Origin of the sequence: Flavobacterium sp. xlx-214 (assembly GCF_013874595.1) — a bacterium.
In the GTDB taxonomy this organism is placed as follows: Bacteria; Bacteroidota; Bacteroidia; order Flavobacteriales; family Flavobacteriaceae; genus Flavobacterium.
The window spans coordinates 749,475-771,439 of record NZ_CP059431.1 but is presented as its reverse complement, the minus strand read 5'-3'; the positions used below and the strand labels follow the sequence as shown (position 1 = coordinate 771,439).

Annotated in this window: 24 protein-coding genes; 10 read left to right on the top strand and 14 right to left on the bottom strand. The window is 32.0% G+C overall.

Annotated elements, in window-relative coordinates:
• Positions 1–51: 51 nt before the first annotated feature.
• The 5 genes from H1R17_RS03570 to H1R17_RS03550 all read left to right on the top strand — a co-directional run bounded on the left by H1R17_RS03570 (position 52) and on the right by H1R17_RS03550 (position 4,964).
• Positions 52–1,557, top strand: a complete 1,506-nt coding sequence (locus H1R17_RS03570; protein ID WP_163431377.1) for a PLP-dependent aminotransferase family protein — start codon at positions 52–54, stop codon at positions 1,555–1,557.
• Between the two features lie 48 nt (positions 1,558–1,605).
• A complete protein-coding gene (locus tag H1R17_RS03565) occupies positions 1,606–2,175 on the top strand; it encodes a TlpA disulfide reductase family protein (RefSeq protein ID WP_163431376.1) in 570 nt (189 codons plus the stop codon).
• 92 nt (positions 2,176–2,267) lie between these two features.
• Positions 2,268–2,657 carry a hypothetical protein gene (locus H1R17_RS03560; protein ID WP_163431375.1) on the top strand — a complete coding sequence of 130 codons (390 nt, stop codon included), beginning with the start codon at positions 2,268–2,270 and terminating at the stop codon, positions 2,655–2,657.
• Between the two features lie 77 nt (positions 2,658–2,734).
• Positions 2,735–3,787 carry a thiamine-phosphate kinase gene (gene thiL, locus H1R17_RS03555; protein ID WP_163431374.1) on the top strand — a complete coding sequence of 351 codons (1,053 nt, stop codon included), beginning with the start codon at positions 2,735–2,737 and terminating at the stop codon, positions 3,785–3,787.
• Positions 3,788–3,803: 16 nt separating this feature from the next.
• Positions 3,804–4,964 carry a hypothetical protein gene (locus H1R17_RS03550; RefSeq protein ID WP_163431373.1) on the top strand — a complete coding sequence of 387 codons (1,161 nt, stop codon included), beginning with the start codon at positions 3,804–3,806 and terminating at the stop codon, positions 4,962–4,964.
• A gap of 33 nt (positions 4,965–4,997) precedes the next feature.
• Here H1R17_RS03550 and aspA read toward each other — a convergent pair whose 3' ends face one another.
• The 3 genes from aspA to H1R17_RS03535 all read right to left on the bottom strand — a co-directional run bounded on the left by aspA (position 4,998) and on the right by H1R17_RS03535 (position 7,727).
• Positions 4,998–6,392: an aspartate ammonia-lyase gene (gene aspA / locus H1R17_RS03545; protein ID WP_163431372.1), complete on the bottom strand. Its 1,395-nt coding sequence runs from the start codon at positions 6,390–6,392 to the stop codon at positions 4,998–5,000.
• Positions 6,393–6,471: 79 nt separating this feature from the next.
• The gene (locus tag H1R17_RS03540) at positions 6,472–6,831 is read right to left on the bottom strand and encodes a YraN family protein (protein ID WP_163431371.1); all 360 of its coding nucleotides are present in this window, start codon (positions 6,829–6,831) and stop codon (positions 6,472–6,474) included.
• On the bottom strand, positions 6,831–7,727 hold the full coding sequence (locus tag H1R17_RS03535) for an LD-carboxypeptidase (RefSeq protein WP_163431370.1): 897 nt from the start codon (positions 7,725–7,727) through the stop codon (positions 6,831–6,833). The genes H1R17_RS03540 and H1R17_RS03535 overlap by 1 nt, the downstream gene beginning before the upstream one ends.
• 164 nt (positions 7,728–7,891) lie before the next feature.
• Between H1R17_RS03535 and H1R17_RS03530 the strand changes: the two genes are divergently transcribed.
• From H1R17_RS03530 to H1R17_RS03515, 4 genes are all read left to right on the top strand, one after another.
• Positions 7,892–8,302 carry a BrxA/BrxB family bacilliredoxin gene (locus H1R17_RS03530; RefSeq protein ID WP_163431369.1) on the top strand — a complete coding sequence of 137 codons (411 nt, stop codon included), beginning with the start codon at positions 7,892–7,894 and terminating at the stop codon, positions 8,300–8,302.
• Between the two features lie 86 nt (positions 8,303–8,388).
• Positions 8,389–9,120 (top strand): 1-acyl-sn-glycerol-3-phosphate acyltransferase, encoded by a 732-nt coding sequence (locus H1R17_RS03525; RefSeq protein ID WP_163431368.1) that lies wholly within the window; start codon positions 8,389–8,391, stop codon positions 9,118–9,120.
• A gap of 32 nt (positions 9,121–9,152) precedes the next feature.
• Positions 9,153–10,157: an acyl-ACP desaturase gene (locus H1R17_RS03520; protein ID WP_163431367.1), complete on the top strand. Its 1,005-nt coding sequence runs from the start codon at positions 9,153–9,155 to the stop codon at positions 10,155–10,157.
• Positions 10,158–10,203: 46 nt separating this feature from the next.
• A complete protein-coding gene (locus H1R17_RS03515) occupies positions 10,204–10,848 on the top strand; it encodes an HD domain-containing protein (RefSeq protein ID WP_255481741.1) in 645 nt (214 codons plus the stop codon).
• A 26-nt stretch (positions 10,849–10,874) separates the two neighbouring features.
• Here H1R17_RS03515 and H1R17_RS03510 read toward each other — a convergent pair whose 3' ends face one another.
• The 10 genes from H1R17_RS03510 to hemA form a co-directional block, all read right to left on the bottom strand.
• Complete coding sequence (locus tag H1R17_RS03510; RefSeq protein WP_163431366.1) at positions 10,875–11,276, bottom strand: c-type cytochrome; 402 nt, start codon at positions 11,274–11,276, stop codon at positions 10,875–10,877.
• Position 11,277: 1 nt separating this feature from the next.
• Positions 11,278–12,276: a porphobilinogen synthase gene (gene hemB / locus H1R17_RS03505; RefSeq protein ID WP_163431365.1), complete on the bottom strand. Its 999-nt coding sequence runs from the start codon at positions 12,274–12,276 to the stop codon at positions 11,278–11,280.
• Positions 12,277–12,309: 33 nt separating this feature from the next.
• Positions 12,310–12,678, bottom strand: a complete 369-nt coding sequence (locus H1R17_RS03500) for a four helix bundle protein (RefSeq protein WP_163431364.1) — start codon at positions 12,676–12,678, stop codon at positions 12,310–12,312.
• A gap of 53 nt (positions 12,679–12,731) precedes the next feature.
• Positions 12,732–13,634: an oxygen-dependent coproporphyrinogen oxidase gene (hemF, locus tag H1R17_RS03495; RefSeq protein WP_163431363.1), complete on the bottom strand. Its 903-nt coding sequence runs from the start codon at positions 13,632–13,634 to the stop codon at positions 12,732–12,734.
• A 407-nt stretch (positions 13,635–14,041) separates the two neighbouring features.
• On the bottom strand, positions 14,042–14,401 hold the full coding sequence (locus H1R17_RS03490; RefSeq protein ID WP_163431362.1) for a hypothetical protein: 360 nt from the start codon (positions 14,399–14,401) through the stop codon (positions 14,042–14,044).
• 79 nt (positions 14,402–14,480) lie between these two features.
• A complete protein-coding gene (locus tag H1R17_RS03485) occupies positions 14,481–15,029 on the bottom strand; it encodes a transposase (protein WP_163431361.1) in 549 nt (182 codons plus the stop codon).
• A gap of 55 nt (positions 15,030–15,084) precedes the next feature.
• Positions 15,085–16,110, bottom strand: coding sequence for a uroporphyrinogen decarboxylase (gene hemE, locus H1R17_RS03480; protein ID WP_163431360.1), 1,026 nt, complete (start codon positions 16,108–16,110; stop codon positions 15,085–15,087).
• Between the two features lie 109 nt (positions 16,111–16,219).
• Positions 16,220–16,888: a uroporphyrinogen-III synthase gene (locus H1R17_RS03475; RefSeq protein WP_163431359.1), complete on the bottom strand. Its 669-nt coding sequence runs from the start codon at positions 16,886–16,888 to the stop codon at positions 16,220–16,222.
• A 92-nt stretch (positions 16,889–16,980) separates the two neighbouring features.
• The gene (gene hemC / locus H1R17_RS03470) at positions 16,981–17,904 is read right to left on the bottom strand and encodes a hydroxymethylbilane synthase (protein ID WP_163431358.1); all 924 of its coding nucleotides are present in this window, start codon (positions 17,902–17,904) and stop codon (positions 16,981–16,983) included.
• Entirely contained in the window at positions 17,897–19,156 is a 1,260-nt protein-coding gene (gene hemA, locus H1R17_RS03465; protein WP_163431357.1) for a glutamyl-tRNA reductase, read from the bottom strand. The genes hemC and hemA overlap by 8 nt, the downstream gene beginning before the upstream one ends.
• Before the next feature lie 230 nt (positions 19,157–19,386).
• Between hemA and H1R17_RS03460 the strand changes: the two genes are divergently transcribed.
• On the top strand, positions 19,387–20,265 hold the full coding sequence (locus H1R17_RS03460) for an AraC family transcriptional regulator (RefSeq protein WP_163431356.1): 879 nt from the start codon (positions 19,387–19,389) through the stop codon (positions 20,263–20,265).
• 7 nt (positions 20,266–20,272) lie between these two features.
• Here H1R17_RS03460 and H1R17_RS03455 read toward each other — a convergent pair whose 3' ends face one another.
• Positions 20,273–21,949 carry an alpha/beta hydrolase-fold protein gene (locus H1R17_RS03455; protein ID WP_163431355.1) on the bottom strand — a complete coding sequence of 559 codons (1,677 nt, stop codon included), beginning with the start codon at positions 21,947–21,949 and terminating at the stop codon, positions 20,273–20,275.
• Between the last annotated feature and the right edge of the window lie 16 nt (positions 21,950–21,965).

Genomic DNA, 21,965 nt, shown 5'->3' with positions numbered 1-21,965 from the left:
ATGCAAAAATCGTAACTTGCCGGACGATACAAATAGTCCACTTTAAAAGTAATGTATAGTCCGGATAAAGATCTTCTTTTAAACATCATCAGCCCAAATAAAAATAGCACAACTGCGCTTTACATACAAATAGCGCAACAACTTATTAATGCTATACAAAGAGGATATTTGCCTGTAGGTACATTATTGCCTGGCACAAGGATATTAAGTAATTGGTTGCAAATTCATAGAAATACCGCTGTTGCTGTGTATGATGAGTTGGCATCGCAAGGTTGGGTTGAAATTGTTGCCAATAAAGGTACTTTTGTGCTGAATCCAGTAAAGCAAAAACCAAGCACGCAAACGATATCTATTCCTTATTCAGAAAATTACCCCACCCGTACAGGTTTTAGGTTTCATGAAAGCATTCATTTGGCATCGCCTTACGAAACCATCACCACAGAATATGCTTTTAACGATGGAAGCACAGATATACGCTTGCATTCTAAAAACCAATATGCACGTTGGTATACAGCGGCTTTAAAAAGAGCATCGATACTTAAAAAAGAAAAGACATTAGGAGAAAAAGCATCGTTTTTTGAAACGCAATTATGTAATTACTTAAATGCAACCCGTAATTTACATATTACTCCTAAAAACTTATTGGCAACAAAAAGTACCGAAATGAGTTTGTACTTAATTGCACAATTATTATTAAATCCAAATGATGTTGTTTTGGTGGGAAATTTAAGTCATTTTGCTGCTAATATGATTTTTCAGCAAGCCAAAGCAACCATAAAAACAATTCCAGTTGATGCTTACGGATTGGATGTTGATTACATAAAAAAACATTTTACTAAAAATAGTATTCGGTGTGTATATTGTACTCCGCAAAGACATTATCCATCTACTCAAAGTTTAAGTGCGCAACGCAGATTGGCTTTGTTGCAATTGGCAAAAGAATACGGTTTTGCTATTATTGAAAATGATTATGATTACGATTTTCAGTTTGATGCTGCTCCTACATTACCCATGGCAAGCGCCGATACTCACGGACTTATTATTTACATAGGTACTTTTGGACAAGTATTGTTTCCATCATTTGAAACAGGTTTTATAGTTGCACCCGATAATTTTATTAACGAAGCTAAAAACTACAGCAATATGATTGATCCGCAAAACGATGTTATTAAAGAACAAATTATTGCAGAAATGATTCATGAAGGCGAAATACACAGACAAGTAAAGAAAATGGCGTTGCTTTATAAAGAGCGTCGTAATACAATGTGCACATTGCTCAATGAACATTTTGGATCATTAATCACTTATCACAAACCCAATGGGGGTTTAGCTTTATTTATTGAGTTTAAAAAACACATATCATTAGTAAAACTTGCTGCTATGATGCATCAAAACCACGTTACTTTGCCTAAAAACATTTTGTATCAAACTAAAAATACGTGTGGTATACGTTTAGGTTTTGGTCATTTAAATAATAATGAAATGATATACGCAATAGAAACGCTTAAAAAAGCCTACAATACCGTTATTTCTGAACAACTATTACCTTTTATTTAAGAAAGATGCCTGTTGTTTTATATTATATTTGAAGCAAACATTTTTGAAATGAAAAAAAACATCGGCTCTATATTATTTCTTGTAGTAATTTTTTTATTATTATTTGTGCCATCGTTTAAAGCATTGGTAATAAAAGGATTTTTAGCAACAGGTTTGTTTAATTCTAAGATTCAACCAAAAACCGAACAAGTACATATAATAAATACGGTAAACGGTAATGTTACTTTTTTAAATAACCAAAATCAAACTATTTCTTTAAGTAGTTTAAAAGGAAAAGTAGTTTTTATCAATTTTTGGGCTACTTGGTGTGCTCCTTGTCTTGCTGAAATGCCTAATTTAAATGAATTATACCATCAATTTAAAGATAACACCCATATTGTTTTTATAACAGTTGAAATGGATGGTAATAAAGAAGGTGCACAAAAACTATTTGCTACCAAACAATGGAACTTGCCTTTGTATTATCCACAATCTTCATTACCAGAACAATTATATACAGGCTCTTTACCAACAACAGTTGTTATTGATAAAACCGGAAACATTGTTTTTAAGAAAGAAGGTTTTGCACAATACCATAACGCAACTTTTATACAACAGTTGAATGAGTTGGCGCGTTAGGAATTATATATTGAGCATTATTAATTAAGCATAAAACACTTTCATTTAAAACAATAATTATGTATTTTTAATAAAAATAAACAAAGTTATATATGAAAAAGTTAATCATTCCTTTTGTATTTGGAGCTTTGGTTTTTACATCATGTAAAAAAGAAGAAAACAAAATACAAGAACCAATGGCAGATCCGCCAGTTGAGAACAGCACAGAAGTAGTCAATACAAATACTGCCGAAGATGTACAGGTTGAAAGTATTCCTACTTTTAAATATGCCGAAGCTGATAAATTTGTAAAAGAATACGACACTTTTATTACAAGTTATAAAGTTGCTACTGCAAATAAAGATGATAAAGCCTTAAAAGAGTTAGGGCCTAAGTTAAATGATTTTCAAAAACGTGGAGTTGAGTTAGCTAAACGCATTCCTGCAGAAGAGGCGGTTGCTTTTCAAAACTTTTTAACCAAAATAGAACAAGAAATTAAATAATTTAAAAAGACGGTTACTAGAACCGTCTTTTTTTACACATTAATAGTTTGTAAGTTTGCAGACAAATTCTGTTCAAAATGTTAGAAAATAAAGATCAAAGTAAAACTGCTCTTGGCCAATTAGGCGAGTTTGGTTTAATACAACATATTACTCAAAACTTTGCAATACAGCAAAAATCAACAGTAAAAGCTATTGGAGATGATGCTGCTGTGTTGGATTTTAAATCAAATAAAGCAGTTGTGTCGACTGATTTGTTGGTAGAAGGTGTGCATTTTGATTTAAGTTACATGCCATTAAAACATTTGGGTTATAAAGCTGTAGTTGTCAATATTTCTGATATATGTGCAATGAACGCAGTTCCAACCCAAATTACAGTTTCAATAGCGGTGTCTAATCGTTTTCCATTAGAAGCTATCGAAGAATTGTATGAAGGTATTCGCTTGGCTTGTAATTTTTATAAAGTCGATTTAATTGGTGGCGATACCACTTCAAGTACCACTGGTTTATTAATCAGCGTAACTGCTCTTGGAGAAGCTAAAGCAAAAGAGATCACATACCGTTCTGGTGCTAATGAAAGCGATTTAATTGTCGTTACTGGCGATGTAGGTGCTGCTTATATGGGATTGCAGGTTTTAGAAAGAGAAAAACAGGTTTTCTTGGTAAATCCTAATAATCAGCCTAATTTAGAAGACTACTCTTATATTGTTGAGCGACAATTAAAACCTGAAGCACGTACCGATATTAAAGATTTATTAAAGAAGTTAGATGTACAACCAACTGCTATGATTGATGTTTCAGATGGTGTTTCTTCTGAAATCATGCATCTTTGTAAGGCTTCAAATGTTGGATGTAATTTGTACGAAGATAAATTACCTTTAGACCCACAGCTTATCAACGTTTGTGAAGAGTTTAATTTAGATAGTACCACCATTGCCATTAATGGAGGCGAAGATTATGAATTGCTTTTCACTATTAAAATGACCGATTTTGATAAAATTAAAGGAAATCCTCATTTCACAGTTATAGGTCATACCACTATTGCAAGTGAGGGTATGCATTTAATTACACGTGAAAATACCAAGTTGCCATTAAAAGCACGTGGTTGGAATGCCTTAAACGAAGAAGAGTAAATTTAATAAACACTATATGAGAAAAATTTTTACATTTTTGCTAATCTTTATTTTTACTAATTTATTTGCTCAAAATAAATTTGAACTAGGTTATTACATCGATCAATCTGGAAATAAAGTTGAAGGAGAAATTTCTGAAATTCAAATAAATAATTTTCCTGATAATTTTATATTTCGTAATGGAAAAAACACAGAAGTAATTCAAACAAGTTTAGTCTCAAAGATAAAATACGGTATTGATGTTTTTGAAAAAAGACAGTTTCAGTACGATTTATCTACAAGTAATGATTTGAAGAAGATGTCTAAGCAAAAGGATGTTGAATTAGAAGATAAAACGGCCTTTTTACAGTTAATAGTTGATGGTAGGTACAAATTATATAAGTATGTTAATAATGGAACATCAGTGTTTTTTTATGAAGATACATCAGGACAGTTAACAACTTTAAATTATAAAAAGTATGTAGAGAATGGTACAGATATTAAAGAAAATAAAGAGTATCTAACACAATTATCTCAAAATGTACAAAGTGATTCAAAAAAGAAAGATTATTTTTCTTCTGCAATAAAATACAATGATGCAGATTTAATAGATTATTTTACAAAAGTTAACGGTAAGAGTGTTAAAAGAGAAACGAAGTCTCAATTTAAATTTAACTTTTTTGTTGGATATTCAATTAGTACCATGGGAATTAATTTCTTACAAAGTGTTGATTCTAAAAAATATCAGCACATAACCGCAATGCCAGAAATAGAATATGTTCTTAATAAGAATGTTAGTAATCCAACTAGTTTTTATTTCAATGTTAAATACCGTTCAATAAAAGCTGATTATGAAGAGGTTTATGTTCGTAAAAATTGGAACCATAAGGTAGATTACCAATCATTGTGTTTTTCAATAGGAGCAAAACAATATTTCTTGTCATCAGATAAGGTTCAGTTATATGGAAAATTAGGGATTGGTTATGATAATCCTCTAAAAGCTGAAATTTTATCTCCAATGGAATCATGGAATTTGAATCCAATCTTTTTTGATCATCCTAGTGCAGGATTAAATTCTGGTTTAGGAGTTAAGTTATATAATTCTTTTTTAGTTGAGATTGATTATGATTATGTATTTAAAACATCATATCTAAACAAGAACACTTCATTAAACTTAAAAGTAGGCTATTCATTCTAATAAAAAACCAGAGTTACAACTCTGGTTTTTTATTTAATGCGAACTCAACATGTTTTTAGGGTCTAAATACATATCTAACTGTTCTTTAGTTAAAATATTGTGTTCTAAAATCAACTCATAAACACTACGGTTTTCGGCAAGTGCTTGCTTGGCTATTTTGGTACTGTTTTTATAGCCAATTATAGGGTTTAAAGCTGTAACAATACCAATACTATTCTGTACTTCGGCTTTTAAATGATCTGTGTTAGCAGTAATACCTTCAATACATTCAACTCTAAGGGTATCTAATGCATTTGTTAAAATTTCGATAGAATCAAATAAAGTAAGAGCAATAATAGGCTCCATTACATTTAATTGTAATTGCCCCGCTTCTGCTGCCCAACTAACAGTGGTTTCATTTCCAATGATTTTAAAACACACTTGATTAACCACTTCTGGAATAACAGGATTAACCTTTCCTGGCATAATGGATGAACCTGGTTGTTTTGGTGGTAGATTAATTTCAAATAAACCCGTTCTTGGTCCTGAAGCTAATAAACGTAAATCGTTACAAATTTTAGACAGTTTTAGAGCTAATTTTTTTAAGGCAGCTGCATATCCTACAAAACCACTAGTGTCTGATGTAGCTTCAACTAAATTCTCTGCTAGTTTAACAGGCTCGTTTAATAAGGTTGCCAACTTTTCGGTGCAAAGCTGCGCATATCCTTTAGGAGCATTTAATCCTGTGCCAATTGCGGTAGCGCCCATATTTATTTCTAAAAAATGAAAAGCTTGTTCTTGTAAATAAGGAATTTCCTTTTTCAATGTAAACGCAAAAGCTTCAAATTCTTGCCCTAAAGTCATAGGAACGGCATCTTGTAATTGAGTGCGTCCCATTTTTATTACATTTTCAAACTCTTTTGCTTTTCTATCTAATGAGAAAAATAATTTTTCTAAAGCATTTGTGACGTTTTTTGACGATTGAAACAAAGCGAGTTTTAAAGCAGTAGGATATGCATCGTTAGTAGATTGCGACATGTTTACATGATCATTTGGTGAGCAGTATTGATAATCACCTTTAACATGCCCCATTTTTTCTAAAGCAATATTTGCAATTACTTCATTTGCGTTCATGTTAACCGATGTACCCGCGCCACCTTGAATCATATCAATAGGAAATTCATTAAAATACTGATCTTTTAAAATGTCTAAGCAAGCCTCAGAAATAGCTTTTTTTAAATCTTCATTGATTAATCCTAATTCAAAATTAGTTTCCACGGCTGCTAACTTAACTACAGCTAACGATTTTATAAAAATAGGATATTGATATAATTTGTGTTGAGATATTTTAAAATTATTTAAAGCGCGTTGGGTTTGTACACCATAATAGGCATCTGTAGGAATTTGAAGATCGCCTAATAAATCAGATTCTGTTCTATAGGAATTCATTTTTTATTTCTAAATTACAAAAAATGTAGCACTACAGCGTTATGATTTCATTAATATTAACAAAAATAAGTTCGATTTTCTAAAAATGATAAAAAGCATTTTCAATATGCTCTATTTTATTTTCGTTTTTTTCAATAACAATACTAATTATATCAAACCTAATTTCGTTGTCTAAGTTGTGTTCCTCGCAAAACTGATTAATAGCCAAAACCATGAGTTTTATTTTGGCTTTGTTTACAAATTCATAAGGCAAACCTACTTGAGTTGAGGTTCTTGTTTTAACTTCAACTACAATTAATTGATTGTTATGTAGTGCAATAAGGTCTATTTCGGCTTTTTTGTAACGATAATTTTGAGCAATGATTTCATAACCTTTTGATACAAGAAAATCTTTGGCTAGTTCTTCTCCTTTCTTACCAATATCATTATGAATAGCCATTACAAATACGTTAAAAAAGTGTTTTCGTTTGTTACTTCAAAACCAACTTTGGTACCCAATTTTAAAGCTCTATTATTTGATATATGTCCAGCAGGAAAATCAAAACAAATTGGAAAATGATATTCTTTACAAATATCCAAAACAATTTGTTTTACATCGTATCCAAAAGGAATTTGATTATCGTGCATATCGGTCATTCCACCAATGATTAATCCAGCTAAATGATCAAAATAGCCATTGCGTTTTAAATTATAAAACATGCGATCAATATGATACAAATACTCATCTAAATCTTCTAAATATAAAATTTTACCATGTGTGTTTAAAGACGATTTTGACCCAAGCAAACTATAAATAATAGATAAATTTCCGCCAACAAGCAATCCTTCGGCAGCGCCTATTTTGTTACTTGCATTTGTAGGAAAACAAAAAGAATAGTTGTTATTAAAAAGTGCATTTTTTAAGGTTTCTTTAGCTTCCGCACTTGCACGTGGTACCGAATAAGGCATAATGGCATGAAGTGTTGCTACACCTAAATTATGAATATGATTGTGCAAAACGGTAATATCGCTAAAACCAATAAGCCATTTAGGATTTTCTAAAAATGCTGTGAAATCAATTTTATCAATAATTCTAACAGTTCCGTAACCACCACGAGCAATCCAAATAGCTTTAATATTAGGGTTGTCTAACATTTGTTGTAAATCGGCAGCTCGTTGTTCATCGGTACCTCCTAATTGGTTTACATTAACATCTATTGTAGAACCTAATTCAATATGCAATCCCCAGGATTCAAAAAGACGAATTGCTTCTTGAGCATCATCACTAGAAAAGCTACGTGCCGTACAAATAATGCCTACAGTATCGCCCTTTTTTAAATAAGTTGGAGTTTTCATTTGTTAGAAATTTTAAACAAAAATATTAGTTAAATTGATAGTTGTGTATTTATTACAAAATTAAAACACAAGAGCTAAGATAAATAACATTTCTTTAAGTTTTGATTGCTTTTTACTATAAGTAAAAATGATTAAATTTGTATAAATTTTTAAATTAAAAAATTATGTATCCACAAGAAATTGTAAAACCTATGCAAGAAGAGTTAACTTCTGCTGGTTTTCAAGCATTATATACTGCAAATGAGGTTGAAAACGCTTTAGCTAAAAACGGTACTACTTTGGTAGTTGTAAATTCGGTTTGTGGTTGTGCAGCTCGTAATGCGCGTCCAGGTGCAGTTATGAGTTTAGACAATACTAAGAAACCTGAAAATATTGTAACTGTTTTTGCTGGTGTTGATAAAGAAGCTGTTGATGCAGCGCGTGAAAAAATGTTTCCTTTTCCACCATCATCTCCTTCAATGGCGTTGTTTAAAAATGGTGAGCTAGTACATATGTTAGAACGTCATCATATCGAAGGAAATCCTGCAGAGATTATTGCTGAAAACCTTAAGGAAGCTTATAACGAGCATTGTTAATTTTTTTCTTAGAAATAGCATAAAAAACCATCGTTTTACGGTGGTTTTTTTTATTTGTCGTATATTTGACAATAAATCGGTTAAAAGTGCACAAAGTTTTATCTTATCCTATAAGTATTGTATATTATTTGTTCTTAAGTTTAAGCTTATTACTATTTCATCCAGTACAATGGATTTGTTTAAATTTATTTGGATATCAGGCACATAAAAATAGTGTTGATATTTTGCAGTGGTTTTTAATGAGAAGTGCAAATGTTTTAGGTACTACTTTTTCGGTTAAAGGAAGAGAAAAGTTGCCAGTTGATAAACCTATCATTTACGTTTCTAACCATCAATCAATGTTTGATATTGTATCTATTATTTGGTTTCTGCGAAAAACACATCCAAAATTTGTAAGTAAAAAAGAATTAGGAAAAGGCATACCAAGTGTATCCTATAATTTAAAACATGGTGGTTCTGTTTTAATTGACAGAAATGATCCAAAACAAGCATTACCAACCATTAAAGGTTTGGGTGAATACATTCAAAAACACCATCGCTCAGCGGTTATTTTTCCTGAAGGAACACGTTCTAAAGACGGAAAACCAAAGCGTTTTTCAGAAAACGGTGTAAAAATGTTGTGTAAATTTGCTCCTGATGCTTATGTGGTGCCATTAACCATTAACAATTCTTGGAAAATGTTCCGTTTTGGTATGTTTCCAATGGGGTTGGGTAGTGCAATAACTTTAGAAGTGCATGATGCAATGAAAGTTTCAGATTTTGACTTCCAAACGTTATTTCAAAAAACCGAGGAAGCTATTGTTTCTTCTATAAAATAACGCAACTTTTAAGTTGTACAAAACATAATAAAATGTCTATTCAAAATGTTAGATTAGAAGTAATGCAGTTCTTGGAAAAGAACATAGATACTTTTGTGCAGAATTATTTAATTCCGGTAGAAAAGATTTGGCAACCTTCTGATATGTTACCTGATTCTCGCAACGAAAACTTTTTAGAAGAAGTGCGTGAATTACAAGCATATGCAAAAGAATTGCCTTACGATTTCTGGGTTGTTTTGGTTGGTGATACTATTACCGAAGAAGCTTTGCCAACTTATGAATCATGGTTGTTAGATGTAGATGGAGTAAACCAACGCGGGGGAGAAGATGGTACTGGAAACGGTTGGGCAAAATGGATTCGTCATTGGACAGGTGAAGAAAACCGACATGGTGATTTGTTAAATAAATATTTGTACTTATCTGGGCGTGTAAATATGCGCGAAGTTGAAATTACAACACACCATTTATTAAACGATGGTTTTGATCCAGGTACAGACCGTGATCCGTATAAAAATTTTGTGTTTACCAGTTTTCAAGAATTAGCTACTTATGTATCGCATAATCGTGTAGCGCAGTTAGCTAAGAAATATGGTGACCATAAATTGTCTAAAATATGTAAGTTAATTGCGGGTGATGAAATGCGTCACCATCATGCGTATTCTGAATTTGTTGAGCGTATTTTTCAAGTAGATCCATCAGAAATGATGAAAGCGTTTCATTACATGATGAAAAAGAAAATTACCATGCCTGCTAATTTAATTCGTGAATCGGGTGGGGCAATTGGCGATGCTTTTCACAATTTCTCAGAATCAGCGCAGCGTATTGGTGTATACACCTCAATGGATTATGTTGATATTTTAAATAAGCTTATTAAGCGTTGGGAAATTGATAAAATTAATAATTTAACCGATGAAGCTGAAAAAGCACGTGATTATTTGATGAAATTACCAGATCGTATGGCAAAATTAGCAGATCGTATGAAAATTTCAGAAGAGCCTCACGTTTTCAAATGGGTTACTCCTGCAATAGTAAAATAACAATACAAAGCTGATAGAAATATCAGCTTTTTTAATGCAAACAATTATGACATATATTGATTTAACCATAAATTACGTAAAAAAAGAACTAGAAAATGTAGAAGCCGGCCATGATTGGTTTCATATAGAGCGCGTTTACAAGAACGCTCTGAACTTATTAAAGGAAGAAAAAGCAAATGAACAAGTAGTTATTTTAGGCGCTTTATTGCATGATATTGCCGATAGTAAGTTTCATAATGGTGATGAAACCATAGGTCCTAAAAAAGCTTTGGATTTTATGAATACCCTTGATATTTCAGATGATGTAAAAGACCATGTAGTAAAGGTTATCGAAAATATTTCATTTAAAGGAGGTAATTTCGAAAGAAAGTTCACTTCAAAAGAATTGGATATTGTGCAAGATGCTGATCGTTTAGATGCAATTGGTGCCATTGGAATTGCACGTGCTTTTCAGTACGGAGGTTTTAAAAATAGAACCATTTACAATCCTGAAGAAAAGCCAAAGTTTAATATGACTAAGGAAGAATACAAGAAACACGAAGGCACAACTATAAATCACTTTTACGAAAAGTTACTTTTGCTAAAAGATTTGATGAATACCGAAACAGGAAAACAAATCGCTCAAAACCGTCATGAACATATGGAAGGTTTTTTAAAGCAATTTTTGGATGAGGTTGAGGGGGTGAAATAAAAAACAGAGCATTTGCTCTGTTTTTTTTACTTTATAGAACTCATCATATAAGCTTGTAACGATTTTAACTCATCATCGCTCATTGTTTTTAAAACGGCAAAATTAGTTTCCATTAAACTATATTGAGATGGATCTACAATAGGATCAGCTTTTTTACGTAAAAAAGCGACCATATCACCGTTTTTCTCTTTGTAAATTTTAGCAATATCTTTAATACTTGGACCAATTACTTTTTTATCCATTTGATGACAAGAAAAACAAGCTGCTTTGTTGCTCTCAAACAATTCTTTTCCATCGGCAATTAATTGCTCTTCAGGACTAAGAGTAGATGCAACTTCCTCAGGATATAACTCCTCTTTTTTTTCTTCTTTCTTTCCACAAGAAATAACTGTTAAGGCTACAATAGCCAGTGCGAAAATTTTTTTCATATTACTTTTCATTTAATAAAATAGCTGCTTCTTTAGCAAAATAGGTTGAAATTAAACTGGCACCTGCGCGTTTAATACACATTAATTGTTCCATCATAATTTTATCGTGATCTAACCATCCTTTTTCGGCTGCAGCTTTAATCATCGCATATTCGCCCGAAACATGATACACCGCAACTGGTATGTTTACGTTATCTTTAACTTCACGAACAATATCTAGATAAGCAGTTCCCGGTTTTACCATAACCATATCGGCACCTTCTTCGGCATCCCAAACCGCTTCTTTAATAGCTTCAATTCGGTTGGCATAGTCCATTTGGTATGTTTTTTTGTCTTTAGGAACTACTTCGCCCGTTTCTTTAGGTGCAGAATCTAAAGCATCGCGAAAAGGTCCGTAAAAAGCCGATGCATATTTAGCTGAATAACTCATAATACCTACATTTATAAATCCTGCTTTATCTAAACCTTCGCGCATACGTAAAATTCTGCCATCCATCATATCACTTGGTGCAACAAAATCGGCACCAGCTTCGGCATGAGAAACCGCCATTTTTACCAACGCATCTACTGTTGAGTCGTTTTCAATATCGCCGTTTTTAATGATACCATCATGACCATACATTGAATACGGATCTAAAGCTACATCGGGCATTACAATCATTTCAGGCACTGCCGTTTTAATGGCACGAATGGCTCGTTGCATTAATCCATCACTATTCCAAGCTTCTTTTCCCGTGTTGTCTTTTAAATCATCGCTAACTTTTACGTAAATATTTACCGCACGAATACCTAAATCAAACAATTCTTGAACTTCTTTAACTGTTAAGTCGATTGATCTGCGAAAAATCCCTGGCATTGATGGAATTTCAACGGCCTGATTTTCTCCTTCCACAATAAACATTGGGAACATAAAATCTGCTGGACTTAAACTTGTTTCACGAACCAAACTTCTAATTGATTCGTTTTGTCTTAATCTTCTACCTCTTTGTAATGGGAACATAATGAGTGCTTATTAGATTTCAGAAATCAGATTTCAGTGATCCGTTTCTGAATTATTTAGTTTATTAATTAATGCGTAAAGCATTTTTCTTATTTCTTGAATTTTCTCTTTAAGATTTTCGCCATTATTAGCATCAAGATACCTTAAATCAACACTTAAAATTATTTGATATTCTAGCTCGTTGCAAGAGCCATAAGCAATTGATAAAAACCTAGCGAAATCTTTATTTGTAAATCTACCAGCTCCTTCAGCAATATTAGTTGGAATTGAACTAGATGATCTTTTCATCTGACTTATTAATCCAAATATTTCATCTTTTGGAAAAACAGTTAGCTCTTTATAAATCTCTAAGGTTAAATGATGTGATTTTTCCCAAACTTGTAATTGTTTATAATTTCTCATATGACAATCTTTATGTTCTGATTTCTGTTTTCTGAAAGCTGCTTTCTATAAGATTAAACCCAATCTCTTGGCTCTGTCAAAACTTTAATCAGTTTTTCTTCTTCGCTTCCTTCTTCAGGATGATGATCATACACCCATTGTACATGCGGTGGTAAACTCATTAAAATAGATTCAATACGACCGTTGGTTTTTAGTCCGAAAATAGTCCCTTTATCATGAACCAGATTGAATTCTACATAACGCCCACGACGGATTTCCTGCCACGTTCTGTTTGCATCTGTATAAGGTAAATTCATTCTTTTTTCAACAATAGGCACATAACAATCTAAGAAGCTATTTCCTACTTCGGTTACAAAATTGTACCAATCTTCCATAGACATTTGTTCGTTTTCTACTAAATGATCAAAGAACAAACCGCCAATTCCGCGGGCTTCGTTTCTATGTGCATTCCAGAAATAATCGTCACAAACTTTTTTGTATTTAGGATAAAACGTTGGATTATGCTTATCGCAAGCTGTTTTACATATTTGATGAAAGTGTACAGCATCTTCTTCAAACAAATAATACGGTGTTAAATCTTGTCCGCCACCAAACCAAGAACCTACTTTAGTTCCTGCTTTATCATACATTTCGAAATAGCGCCAATTAGCGTGAACTGTAGGTACCATTGGGTTTTTAGGATGGATAACTAAGCTTAAACCACAAGCAAAAAAATCGACATCGCCTACGTTAAATGCTTTTTGCATGGTTTCGGGTAATGCTCCGTGAACAGCCGAGATGTTTACACCTCCTTTTTCAAAAACGACTCCGTTTTCTATCACACGTGTTCTTCCACCTCCGCCACCAGGGCGTTCCCACAAATCTTCTTGAAATTTGGCAGAACCATCAACCTCTTCTAATTTAGCTGTAATGGTATCTTGTAATTGTTGTATGTATTGATAAAATTTATCTTTCATTTTTTTTATTTTTTTTCTAATGAAAAAGGGTTTCAACTAAAAAATTGAAGCCAATTACAATTAGAAACATAATATAAGGTATTGCTACAAACTCAAAATCAGTCTTGTATTTTAGTTTACAAATCTTATTTGTAATTGCCATAATAGTTACAATAAGAGGAAATAATAGAATAGTTAGCAATATTAAAATTGCATTAACCATCATTCCTCCGCAATTTATAGGTTCAATTGAAATTTTAAACCAATAATAAATAGCTACACATATCCATAATAGCAATATGAATAAAATGGGATAGTTATATTTATTTTGGATTTTAATCATTCCTTTATTAACCTATAAATTCTTTTAGCCTTGTGATATTATTACTTATATTTTTACAAGGTTTTTTAAAACCTTGCAGAATGTTTTACAACTTTCCGATTTTATTCATAATTTCAAACGAAAACATTTTGCTTTCTTTTTGTATGAATTGATACAAGTTTTTTGCTCGTTCTTTTAATTGTTGATTCGGCATTTTTGCATCTAAAGCAACCAAAATATCGGCTAATTTTTCAATATGTTCCCAAGGCCATTTTAAATCAATTAATTGTTGAAAAAACAATTTTTCTTCTTTAGCTAAAACATCACTTTGAGATAAGCCTGTTTCTTCTAAAGTTGTCCAATACAAAGCTTCGTTCCAATTTTCGGGCACAAACGTAATTCCTGAAAGCTTTTCTAAAATTGAATTTAAACGTTGTTGTATTTCGTCTTTTTTACTTGTAAGCATTTTGTTGAAATATTAATCTGCAAGGTTTTAGAAACCTTGTAGGTTTACAAAAATATTGAATCAATTTAGTTAGAATTTTCTATTCAAAAGTGTAAAATTCTGTTAAGTTTTCGATTTCTTTCAAGTGCATAAATTTAAAATTTTCGATGTCAGAAAAAAGATCAAACACATCTTCTCTTGGTAAAAGCGTTTCTTTATCTGAAAGAAAAGAAGCATAAGATGAAAAAGGATATTTAGTAAAATTTAATTGTAAATGTTTCATTGGATTTTGATAAATATAAACAATTAAATTCCGTAAATAATTTTCATCTTTTAATTGAATCCTCTTAAAATGCTTTTCAAACAAACTTCCTGTTCGGTTTTCTTGTTTGTTATATGCCTTTGCGTAAGCATTAAAAAAGTTTGAAAACTTTTGTGTTACCTGTGCTTCATTTAAAACTTTAATGGCTAAATGAAAATGATTATCCATTAAACAATATGCATAAATGATGATTACATTTTGCAAATGCTCTTTAAGCTTTTTTAGAAAGAATCTTTTATTTTCATCATTAGAAAAAATAGTACAACTGTTTATTCCACGATTATAAATGTGGTAAAAACATTCATTTTGTAATACTTCCAATTTCATAATTCTAATCTAAAAAAAGAATCCTACAAGGTTTTGAAACCTTGCAGGACTAGCTTTATTTATTGTACTCTTTAACTGCTTCAATGAATGCTTTGGCGTGATCTACTGGAATATTTGGTAAAATACCATGACCTAAATTCACTACTAATTTATCTTTCCCAAATTCATCAATCATTTGGTGAACCATTTTTTTGATGGTTGGTATTGGCGATAATAATCGAGAAGGATCAAAGTTTCCTTGTAAGGTAATATCGTTTCCTGCAAATAAACGTGCATTTTTAGGAGAACACGTCCAATCTACACCTAATGCTTTTGCTTTAGATTGTGCCATTTCGCCTAATGCAAACCAACATCCTTTTCCAAAAACAATCACTTCGGTAACTTCAGACAATGCTTCTACAATTTGATTAATGTATTTCCAAGAAAATTCTTGATAATCTACTGGAGATAACATTCCGCCCCATGAATCAAAAATTTGAACAGCATCAACACCTGCTTTTACTTTTTCTTTTAAGTAAGCAATGGTAGTATCGGTAATTTTTTGTAGTAATACGTGCGCTGCTTCTGGTTGAGAAAAACAAAATCCTTTGGCTTTATCAAAGCTTTTAGAGCCTTGCCCTTCTACAGCATAACAGAAAATAGTCCAAGGCGAACCTGCAAAACCAATTAAAGGCACCTCGTTATTCAACATTTCTTTAGTTATTTTAATGGCTTCCATTACATAACCTAAGGTTTCTTGAATGTCTGGAACAATTACTTGCTCAACATCTTGCGCCGTACGAATTGGATTTGGCAAAAAAGGTCCAACGTTTTCTTTCATTAAAACTTCAATATTCATTGCCTGAGGTACTACTAAAATATCCGAAAATAAAATAGCAGCATCTGATTTCACGATATTGATGGGTTGAACGGTAATTTCAGCAGCAATTTCGGGCATTCTACAACGTGTAAAGAAATCATACTTGTCACGTAATGCACGGAATTCTGGTAAATATCTACCTGCTTGGCGCATCATCCAAACCGGAGGTCTTTCAACAGATTCTCCTTTTAAAGCTCTAAGAAATAAATCGTTTTTTAACATATTTTAAAAGTTTTCAGTCAACAGCAATCAGCTGTAAATGTTGTTTTTTATTTGTAATTCGAGAATAGAGGAATCTTTTTAGATTTCTCACTTTGTTCGAAATGACATATTATTGTTTATAATAATTAATACATTGTATGATGACATTTTCAACTGTTTGTTGGTTTGCAATCACAATGTTTTCTGTAATTCCTTTTAAAGCATCGGCAGTTGTGGTACCAATACAAAAACACATTTGATGGGTAATGGTATTTTGTTTTAAATAACTATGAATGCCCGACGGACTGTAAAACAACAACGCATTGGTTTGTGCGTTGATTTTTATCGAATGTTCGCTGTTTGCGTATACGGTATACTCATCAAACATAATTTTAGCATCATGCATGGCAGTTGGCAAAGTATCTCGACGAATACTGCTGGCAAAAAAAGCAATGTGCTCATTTTTATACTCCGCTTGAATGATTGGAGCCAACTGATCTGCGTATTCTCTTGAAACTAAAACGTTAAAACCGTTGTCCTCTAATAATTTATGTGTTTTAGAACCTACACAAATAGTAGGTATTTGTTTTAATTGATGTATTTCTTTATTTTCTAACACACTTTTTACACCATTTTGAGAAGTAAAAAGTAATAAAGAAGGTTTGCTTTTAATTTGAAATGGAAGTGAAGTGATTTTAATAAAATCGGCTTCAATAACAGAAAAATCGGCATTTAACAAAAATTGCTTTTGATTGCTTTTTAATTTTTTTGTTGATAAAACACAGATCTTATTTTCCATTCTTTTATTTCTCCACTTTTGTCATTCCGAGGAACGAGGAATCTTTTTGAGATTCTTCACTCCACTTTGTTACGTTCAGAATAACAAATGAATTATTTCTTTAATTGCGAACGCAGCTCGGTCATCAAAGCAGTTCCACCGTTTTCTAAAATTTCTTTGGCTGCAAAAAAACCTAATTTTTTCCATTCGCTAATAGGTACTGTTTTTTCGATTTCAAACTTTTGCTTGCCATCTAACGAGAACAAAGCACCTTTAAAATGCATAGTATCATCATGCTCATTGTATTTTGCAATAGCACCAATTGGAGCAGTACATCCACCTTCTAACGTGCGTAAAAACTGTCGTTCAATATGCGTAGCAATTTCCGTTTCAATATCGTTTAATTGCGCAAGGGCATCTAACGTAAAATCATCATTTTCCATCGCCACCACCAACATAGCACCTTGAGCAGGAGCAGGAATCATCCAATCTAAATTGATGAATTCGGATGGCTTTAAGTTGATTCTTTCCAAACCAGCCGCAGCAAAAATAGCTCCGTTCCAGTTGTTGTCTTTCAACTTTTGCATGCGCGTATTTACATTTCCACGTAAATCTTCTACTGTATGTGTTGGGTATTTATGCAACCATTGCGCTTTTCTACGTAAAGAACCACTTGCAATGGTACCTTTGGCATTCAAAAAATCAGTTGAACCTTTGTGTACTAAAATATCTAAAACATTGGCTCTTTGCAAAACGGCAGCTTGTACAATACCTTGCGGCAAAGCGGTAGGCACATCTTTCATAGAATGTACTGCAATGTCTACTTTGCCTGAAATCATAGCAACATCTAAGGTTTTTGTAAAAATTCCAGTAATACCTAGCTCGTACAAAGGCTTATCTAAAATAATATCACCGTCTGATTTTACTGCAACAATTTCTGTTTTGTAGCCTAAATCGTTTAATTTTTTTGATACCGTATTGGCTTGCCACAATGCTAATTCGCTATCGCGGGTGCCAATTCTAATTGTTTTACTCATTACTTAAAGTTTCTAATTGAAAAACTTTTTCAATCCATTCAATACTTTCCTCAACTTCTGTTTCTTCATTTTTTAAATGATTGGCAAAATGAGTCGTAATTTTTTGAATGATTCTATTTGAAATAATGTTAGCTTGTTCTTCGTTGAAGTTTTCTAATTTCTTTTTTTGGTAGTTTAATTCATTCTCCTTAATTTCTTGCAACTTGGCTTTTAAGGCATGAATTGTTGGTGCAAATTTGCGTGCTTGCGTCCAGGTAACAAATTCATCTTTAATTTCTTCGATGATTTCCATTGCCTGTGGCACATATTGTTTGCGTTTCTCTAGTGTATCGTCTGTCATTTGCGATAATTGATCTAAATGAATCAACTCTACACCCGGAATTTCTAAAACATTATCGTTTACATTTTTAGGAATTGATAAATCTAAAATCAACAATGGTTTCTTTAGGTTTAACAATTCTTTATCAATGGTTGGATTTTGCGCACCTGTAGCAACAATTAGCACATCAGCATTTTGAATTTCGGCTTGTAAATCGGCATAATCTTTTACAATTAAGTTGAATTTACCTGCAATTTTTTGTGCCTTATCTTTTGTACGATTGATTAGTGTAATTTGATTGTTTTTAGTGTGTTTTACTAAATTTTCACATGTATTACGACCAATTTTTCCTGTGCCAAACAAAAGAATGTTTTTATCGGCAATTTCAGGAACATTTTTTAAAATATATTGAACCGATGCAAAAGATACAGATGTTGCACCTGTACTTATTTCGGTTTCATTTTTTATACGTTTACTTGCTTGGATAACAGAATTTACCAAACGCTCAAAATAGTTATTGGTTAACCCTTTTTCACGCGCCGATATAAACCCAGTTTTAACTTGACTAATAATTTCAAAATCGCCCAAAATTTGGCTATCCATTCCGGTACCCACTTTAAATAAATGGCTAACAGCTTCGTTATTTTTATGCACATAAGCTACACGCTGAAAATCTTCAACCGTACCGTTACTGTGTTTACATAACAAAGATATTAACTGAAAAGGATGCTCTGCAAAACCATAAAGTTCTGTTCTGTTGCAAGTTGAAATTGCCATTAAAGAAGGAATGCCTTCTATTTGTGCTTGATCTAATACGTTTAATTTTGCTTGGTCGCTTAAACTAAATTTACCTCTAGTTTCTGCGTCTGCTTTTTTGTAATTTAGTCCCACAACATAGAAATGCGATGGTTTTGTTTTATTATTGTTTTCCATTCTCTATCAATCATAAAAAGCAATACAAATTTAAGTCCATTAAACGGATTAAAATAACGCTGTAAGGACTAAAATTATCGAAAAATATTTTCAGTTGTTTTTTTATCGATATTTTTATTATAAGCCTTATATTTGTTGGAGTTAGCAAAACGCAAGAATCTAAAATTTAGAACTATTCTAAATAATAATATCGATTCTTTAAAATGATAAATAACTTTAAAAATAACGCTATGAGTACCAACGAAGATGTAATTTTAGAAGATGATTTTATTTGCATGCGATTTAAGAATGATTCTGATAATCTGCAAGTTATAGAAAGAGATTTAACGCATGGCGTAATGCAGTTTCATTTTGTTTTAAAAGGGAAAGGAAGGTTTTTGTTCAATCAAGGTGCTTATGACATTCAAGTAGACGAAGAAAGCAGTTTAACGCTTTATAATCCGCAAAGAAGCTTGCCTATTCACTTAGAAATTAATACTAATTCTTGGGTTGTTTCGGTTATTATATCTATTAAAAAATTTCACGAATTGTTTTCAACAGAGGCAGAATTTATTCCTTTTTTGAATAAAGAAAATATTGATCGCAAGCATTATACGCAAGGCAATATTACACCGTCTATGTCGGTTGTTTTGTATCAAATAATGAATTTTAATTTACATTCATCGGTAAAAAAACTGTACTACAAAGCAAAAGTGTATGAGTTGCTAAGCTTGCTTTTTAATAAACCGGAAGATACAGACGATGAAAGTTGTCCGTTTAAAACCGATGAAGAAGAAACAATGAAAATTCAACAAGCCAAAGATATTTTGTTGAAAAACATGGCTGAACCACCAACATTACAAGAACTTGCTGATAAAATTGGATTGAATATTAAAAAATTAAAACAAGGTTTTAAGCAGGTTTATGGCGATACGGTTTATGGTTTTCTTTTTGATTACAAAATGGAATACGCACGTAAATTATTAGACAGTGGTACTTATAATGTTAACGAAGTAGGTTCAAAAATTGGATATAGCACTGCAAGTCATTTTATTGCGGCTTTTAAAAAGAAATTTGGCACTACTCCAAAAAAATATTTAATGTCTGTAAATTCTGCAACAAGTAATTAAAATTCATTTATAATTTCAATTCAATACAATTCACCCAAATTTGTTGGCGGTCTTTTGTGGCTTCAAAATTGTGCAACATAAAATCTTTGTTGTAGACTACTTTACTGTCAAAAAGCAAAATTCCGTTTACATAAACCATTACTTTTTTGTTTAGATTGATCATTTCTGGTGAAATATTGATAGCGAACGATTTTATACACGATGTTTCTATCCTAAATACGTTTTGGTTGTATTCTGCTTTTATTTTACCTGATTTTCTAGGGAAATCGAAAGCCTTTTTATCAACAACTTGTGTTATTAAACTGTCGTTTTCATTATAGCTTAACCATTTGTCAATTTTAAAATTCAATTCTTTATGCCAACTGGTTTTTGAGCTTAAAGTATCTAATTTTGCTTCCGAAATCCAATCGATGTTTCCATAATTATCATCATCAAACTCCCAAGTAATTGTTTTAGGAAAAGAATTTCGCTTTCGGGACATTAAATCGTTAAAAAGAATAACATAAGCAGGTTCTGATTCATCAAATTCAGGAAACCAATGTGGAAAACCATTGTAGCGAAACTCTTTATAATCTGCATTGACTTGATGCATTAACTTGGTAAAATCATCGTTTGCATTGGGCGGATAATAATAATCTTGATCTGTAGAAAAGTTGATAAACGAACGATTTTTACTGTTTTCAATAAAAGTACCGCCTGTAAAAACTTTTGGTTGCGTATTAAAACCATAAAACCCTGCAAAAGGTGTTGGTTGTTTCATTAAATACGAAAAAGAACCTGTTGCACCGTTAGAATGTCCTGAAACAAAAACTTTATCATCGTCTACATTGATTGTTTGCTTAATTTGTTTCAACATTTCCGAAATCATAAAAAAACCGTTGTCTGAAGTCATCCAATTGTATTCTTTATTTGCACTAGGAAAAACCAAAATCACATCATTTATATTAGCATATTTTGTGTAAAATCGGTTCCAATCACCTAAGTTCCAATTTGCAAGCTGGTATTCAAATAAATTAGAATAACGTACAGCTCCGTGAAGAAAAAACAAAACAGGATATTTCTTTTCAGGCGAATAATGAACAGGCAAATGAATAAAATACGATGTTTTTACAGAATCGTTTATAGCAAAAGAAATCGAATAATTTTGATTGTTTTTAGCTTTGTACGGATGAAATTGCTTTAATGCTTTATAAAGCTTTTTTGTGTTTTTAATTTGTGAGAAATCGTTTTTTGAAACATCGTAAAACTCATTCTCTTGCTCTTCTAGTGTCTTAAAAAATTGTTCCTTTTCTTTTAAAGCGTTATCTTTTATAGCAATCCATCGGGTATCTGCTAAAATATTTTGGAATTCTGTTTCAGCTAACTTTCCAACAATATATTCCCAAACCGGATATCCATCTTCATCGGTTTTTAATTTCACTAATCGGTTAAGGTAATTAAACGCTTCATTGTTCTTTTTCAACTTTGCAGAAAGAGACGATGCTATGTACAAACCATCAACATTTACACTATCGGGATATGTTGCAAAGGCATTTTCATACATGGCTAATGCAGTTGTATTGTTTTTGCCATCTTTTGTTTTTTGCATAGTTTCATACGCTGCGTCTATTAAAGTAGTGTAATTTTCTTGGGCGTTACCCAATGCAAAAGCTAAACAAAAAATGAAGATTGCTAAATGTTTCATAGGTTTATAATTGAAA

Excerpts from the sequence above, each read along its gene's own strand:
- H1R17_RS03570 (WP_163431377.1), top strand. The coding sequence starts at position 52 with ATGTATAGTCCGGATAAAGATCTTCTTTTAAACATCATCAGCCCAAAT.
- H1R17_RS03565 (WP_163431376.1), top strand. The coding sequence starts at position 1,606 with ATGAAAAAAAACATCGGCTCTATATTATTTCTTGTAGTAATTTTTTTA.
- H1R17_RS03560 (WP_163431375.1), top strand. The coding sequence starts at position 2,268 with ATGAAAAAGTTAATCATTCCTTTTGTATTTGGAGCTTTGGTTTTTACA.
- thiL (WP_163431374.1), top strand. The coding sequence starts at position 2,735 with ATGTTAGAAAATAAAGATCAAAGTAAAACTGCTCTTGGCCAATTAGGC.
- H1R17_RS03550 (WP_163431373.1), top strand. The coding sequence starts at position 3,804 with ATGAGAAAAATTTTTACATTTTTGCTAATCTTTATTTTTACTAATTTA.
- aspA (WP_163431372.1), bottom strand. The coding sequence starts at position 6,392 with ATGAATTCCTATAGAACAGAATCTGATTTATTAGGCGATCTTCAAATT.
- H1R17_RS03540 (WP_163431371.1), bottom strand. The coding sequence starts at position 6,831 with ATGGCTATTCATAATGATATTGGTAAGAAAGGAGAAGAACTAGCCAAA.
- H1R17_RS03535 (WP_163431370.1), bottom strand. The coding sequence starts at position 7,727 with ATGAAAACTCCAACTTATTTAAAAAAGGGCGATACTGTAGGCATTATT.
- H1R17_RS03530 (WP_163431369.1), top strand. The coding sequence starts at position 7,892 with ATGTATCCACAAGAAATTGTAAAACCTATGCAAGAAGAGTTAACTTCT.
- H1R17_RS03520 (WP_163431367.1), top strand. The coding sequence starts at position 9,153 with ATGTCTATTCAAAATGTTAGATTAGAAGTAATGCAGTTCTTGGAAAAG.
- H1R17_RS03515 (WP_255481741.1), top strand. The coding sequence starts at position 10,204 with ATGACATATATTGATTTAACCATAAATTACGTAAAAAAAGAACTAGAA.
- H1R17_RS03510 (WP_163431366.1), bottom strand. The coding sequence starts at position 11,276 with ATGAAAAAAATTTTCGCACTGGCTATTGTAGCCTTAACAGTTATTTCT.
- hemB (WP_163431365.1), bottom strand. The coding sequence starts at position 12,276 with ATGTTCCCATTACAAAGAGGTAGAAGATTAAGACAAAACGAATCAATT.
- H1R17_RS03500 (WP_163431364.1), bottom strand. The coding sequence starts at position 12,678 with ATGAGAAATTATAAACAATTACAAGTTTGGGAAAAATCACATCATTTA.
- hemF (WP_163431363.1), bottom strand. The coding sequence starts at position 13,634 with ATGAAAGATAAATTTTATCAATACATACAACAATTACAAGATACCATT.
- H1R17_RS03490 (WP_163431362.1), bottom strand. The coding sequence starts at position 14,401 with ATGCTTACAAGTAAAAAAGACGAAATACAACAACGTTTAAATTCAATT.
- H1R17_RS03485 (WP_163431361.1), bottom strand. The coding sequence starts at position 15,029 with ATGAAATTGGAAGTATTACAAAATGAATGTTTTTACCACATTTATAAT.
- hemE (WP_163431360.1), bottom strand. The coding sequence starts at position 16,110 with ATGTTAAAAAACGATTTATTTCTTAGAGCTTTAAAAGGAGAATCTGTT.
- H1R17_RS03475 (WP_163431359.1), bottom strand. The coding sequence starts at position 16,888 with ATGGAAAATAAGATCTGTGTTTTATCAACAAAAAAATTAAAAAGCAAT.
- hemC (WP_163431358.1), bottom strand. The coding sequence starts at position 17,904 with ATGAGTAAAACAATTAGAATTGGCACCCGCGATAGCGAATTAGCATTG.
- hemA (WP_163431357.1), bottom strand. The coding sequence starts at position 19,156 with ATGGAAAACAATAATAAAACAAAACCATCGCATTTCTATGTTGTGGGA.
- H1R17_RS03460 (WP_163431356.1), top strand. The coding sequence starts at position 19,387 with ATGAGTACCAACGAAGATGTAATTTTAGAAGATGATTTTATTTGCATG.
- H1R17_RS03455 (WP_163431355.1), bottom strand. The coding sequence starts at position 21,949 with ATGAAACATTTAGCAATCTTCATTTTTTGTTTAGCTTTTGCATTGGGT.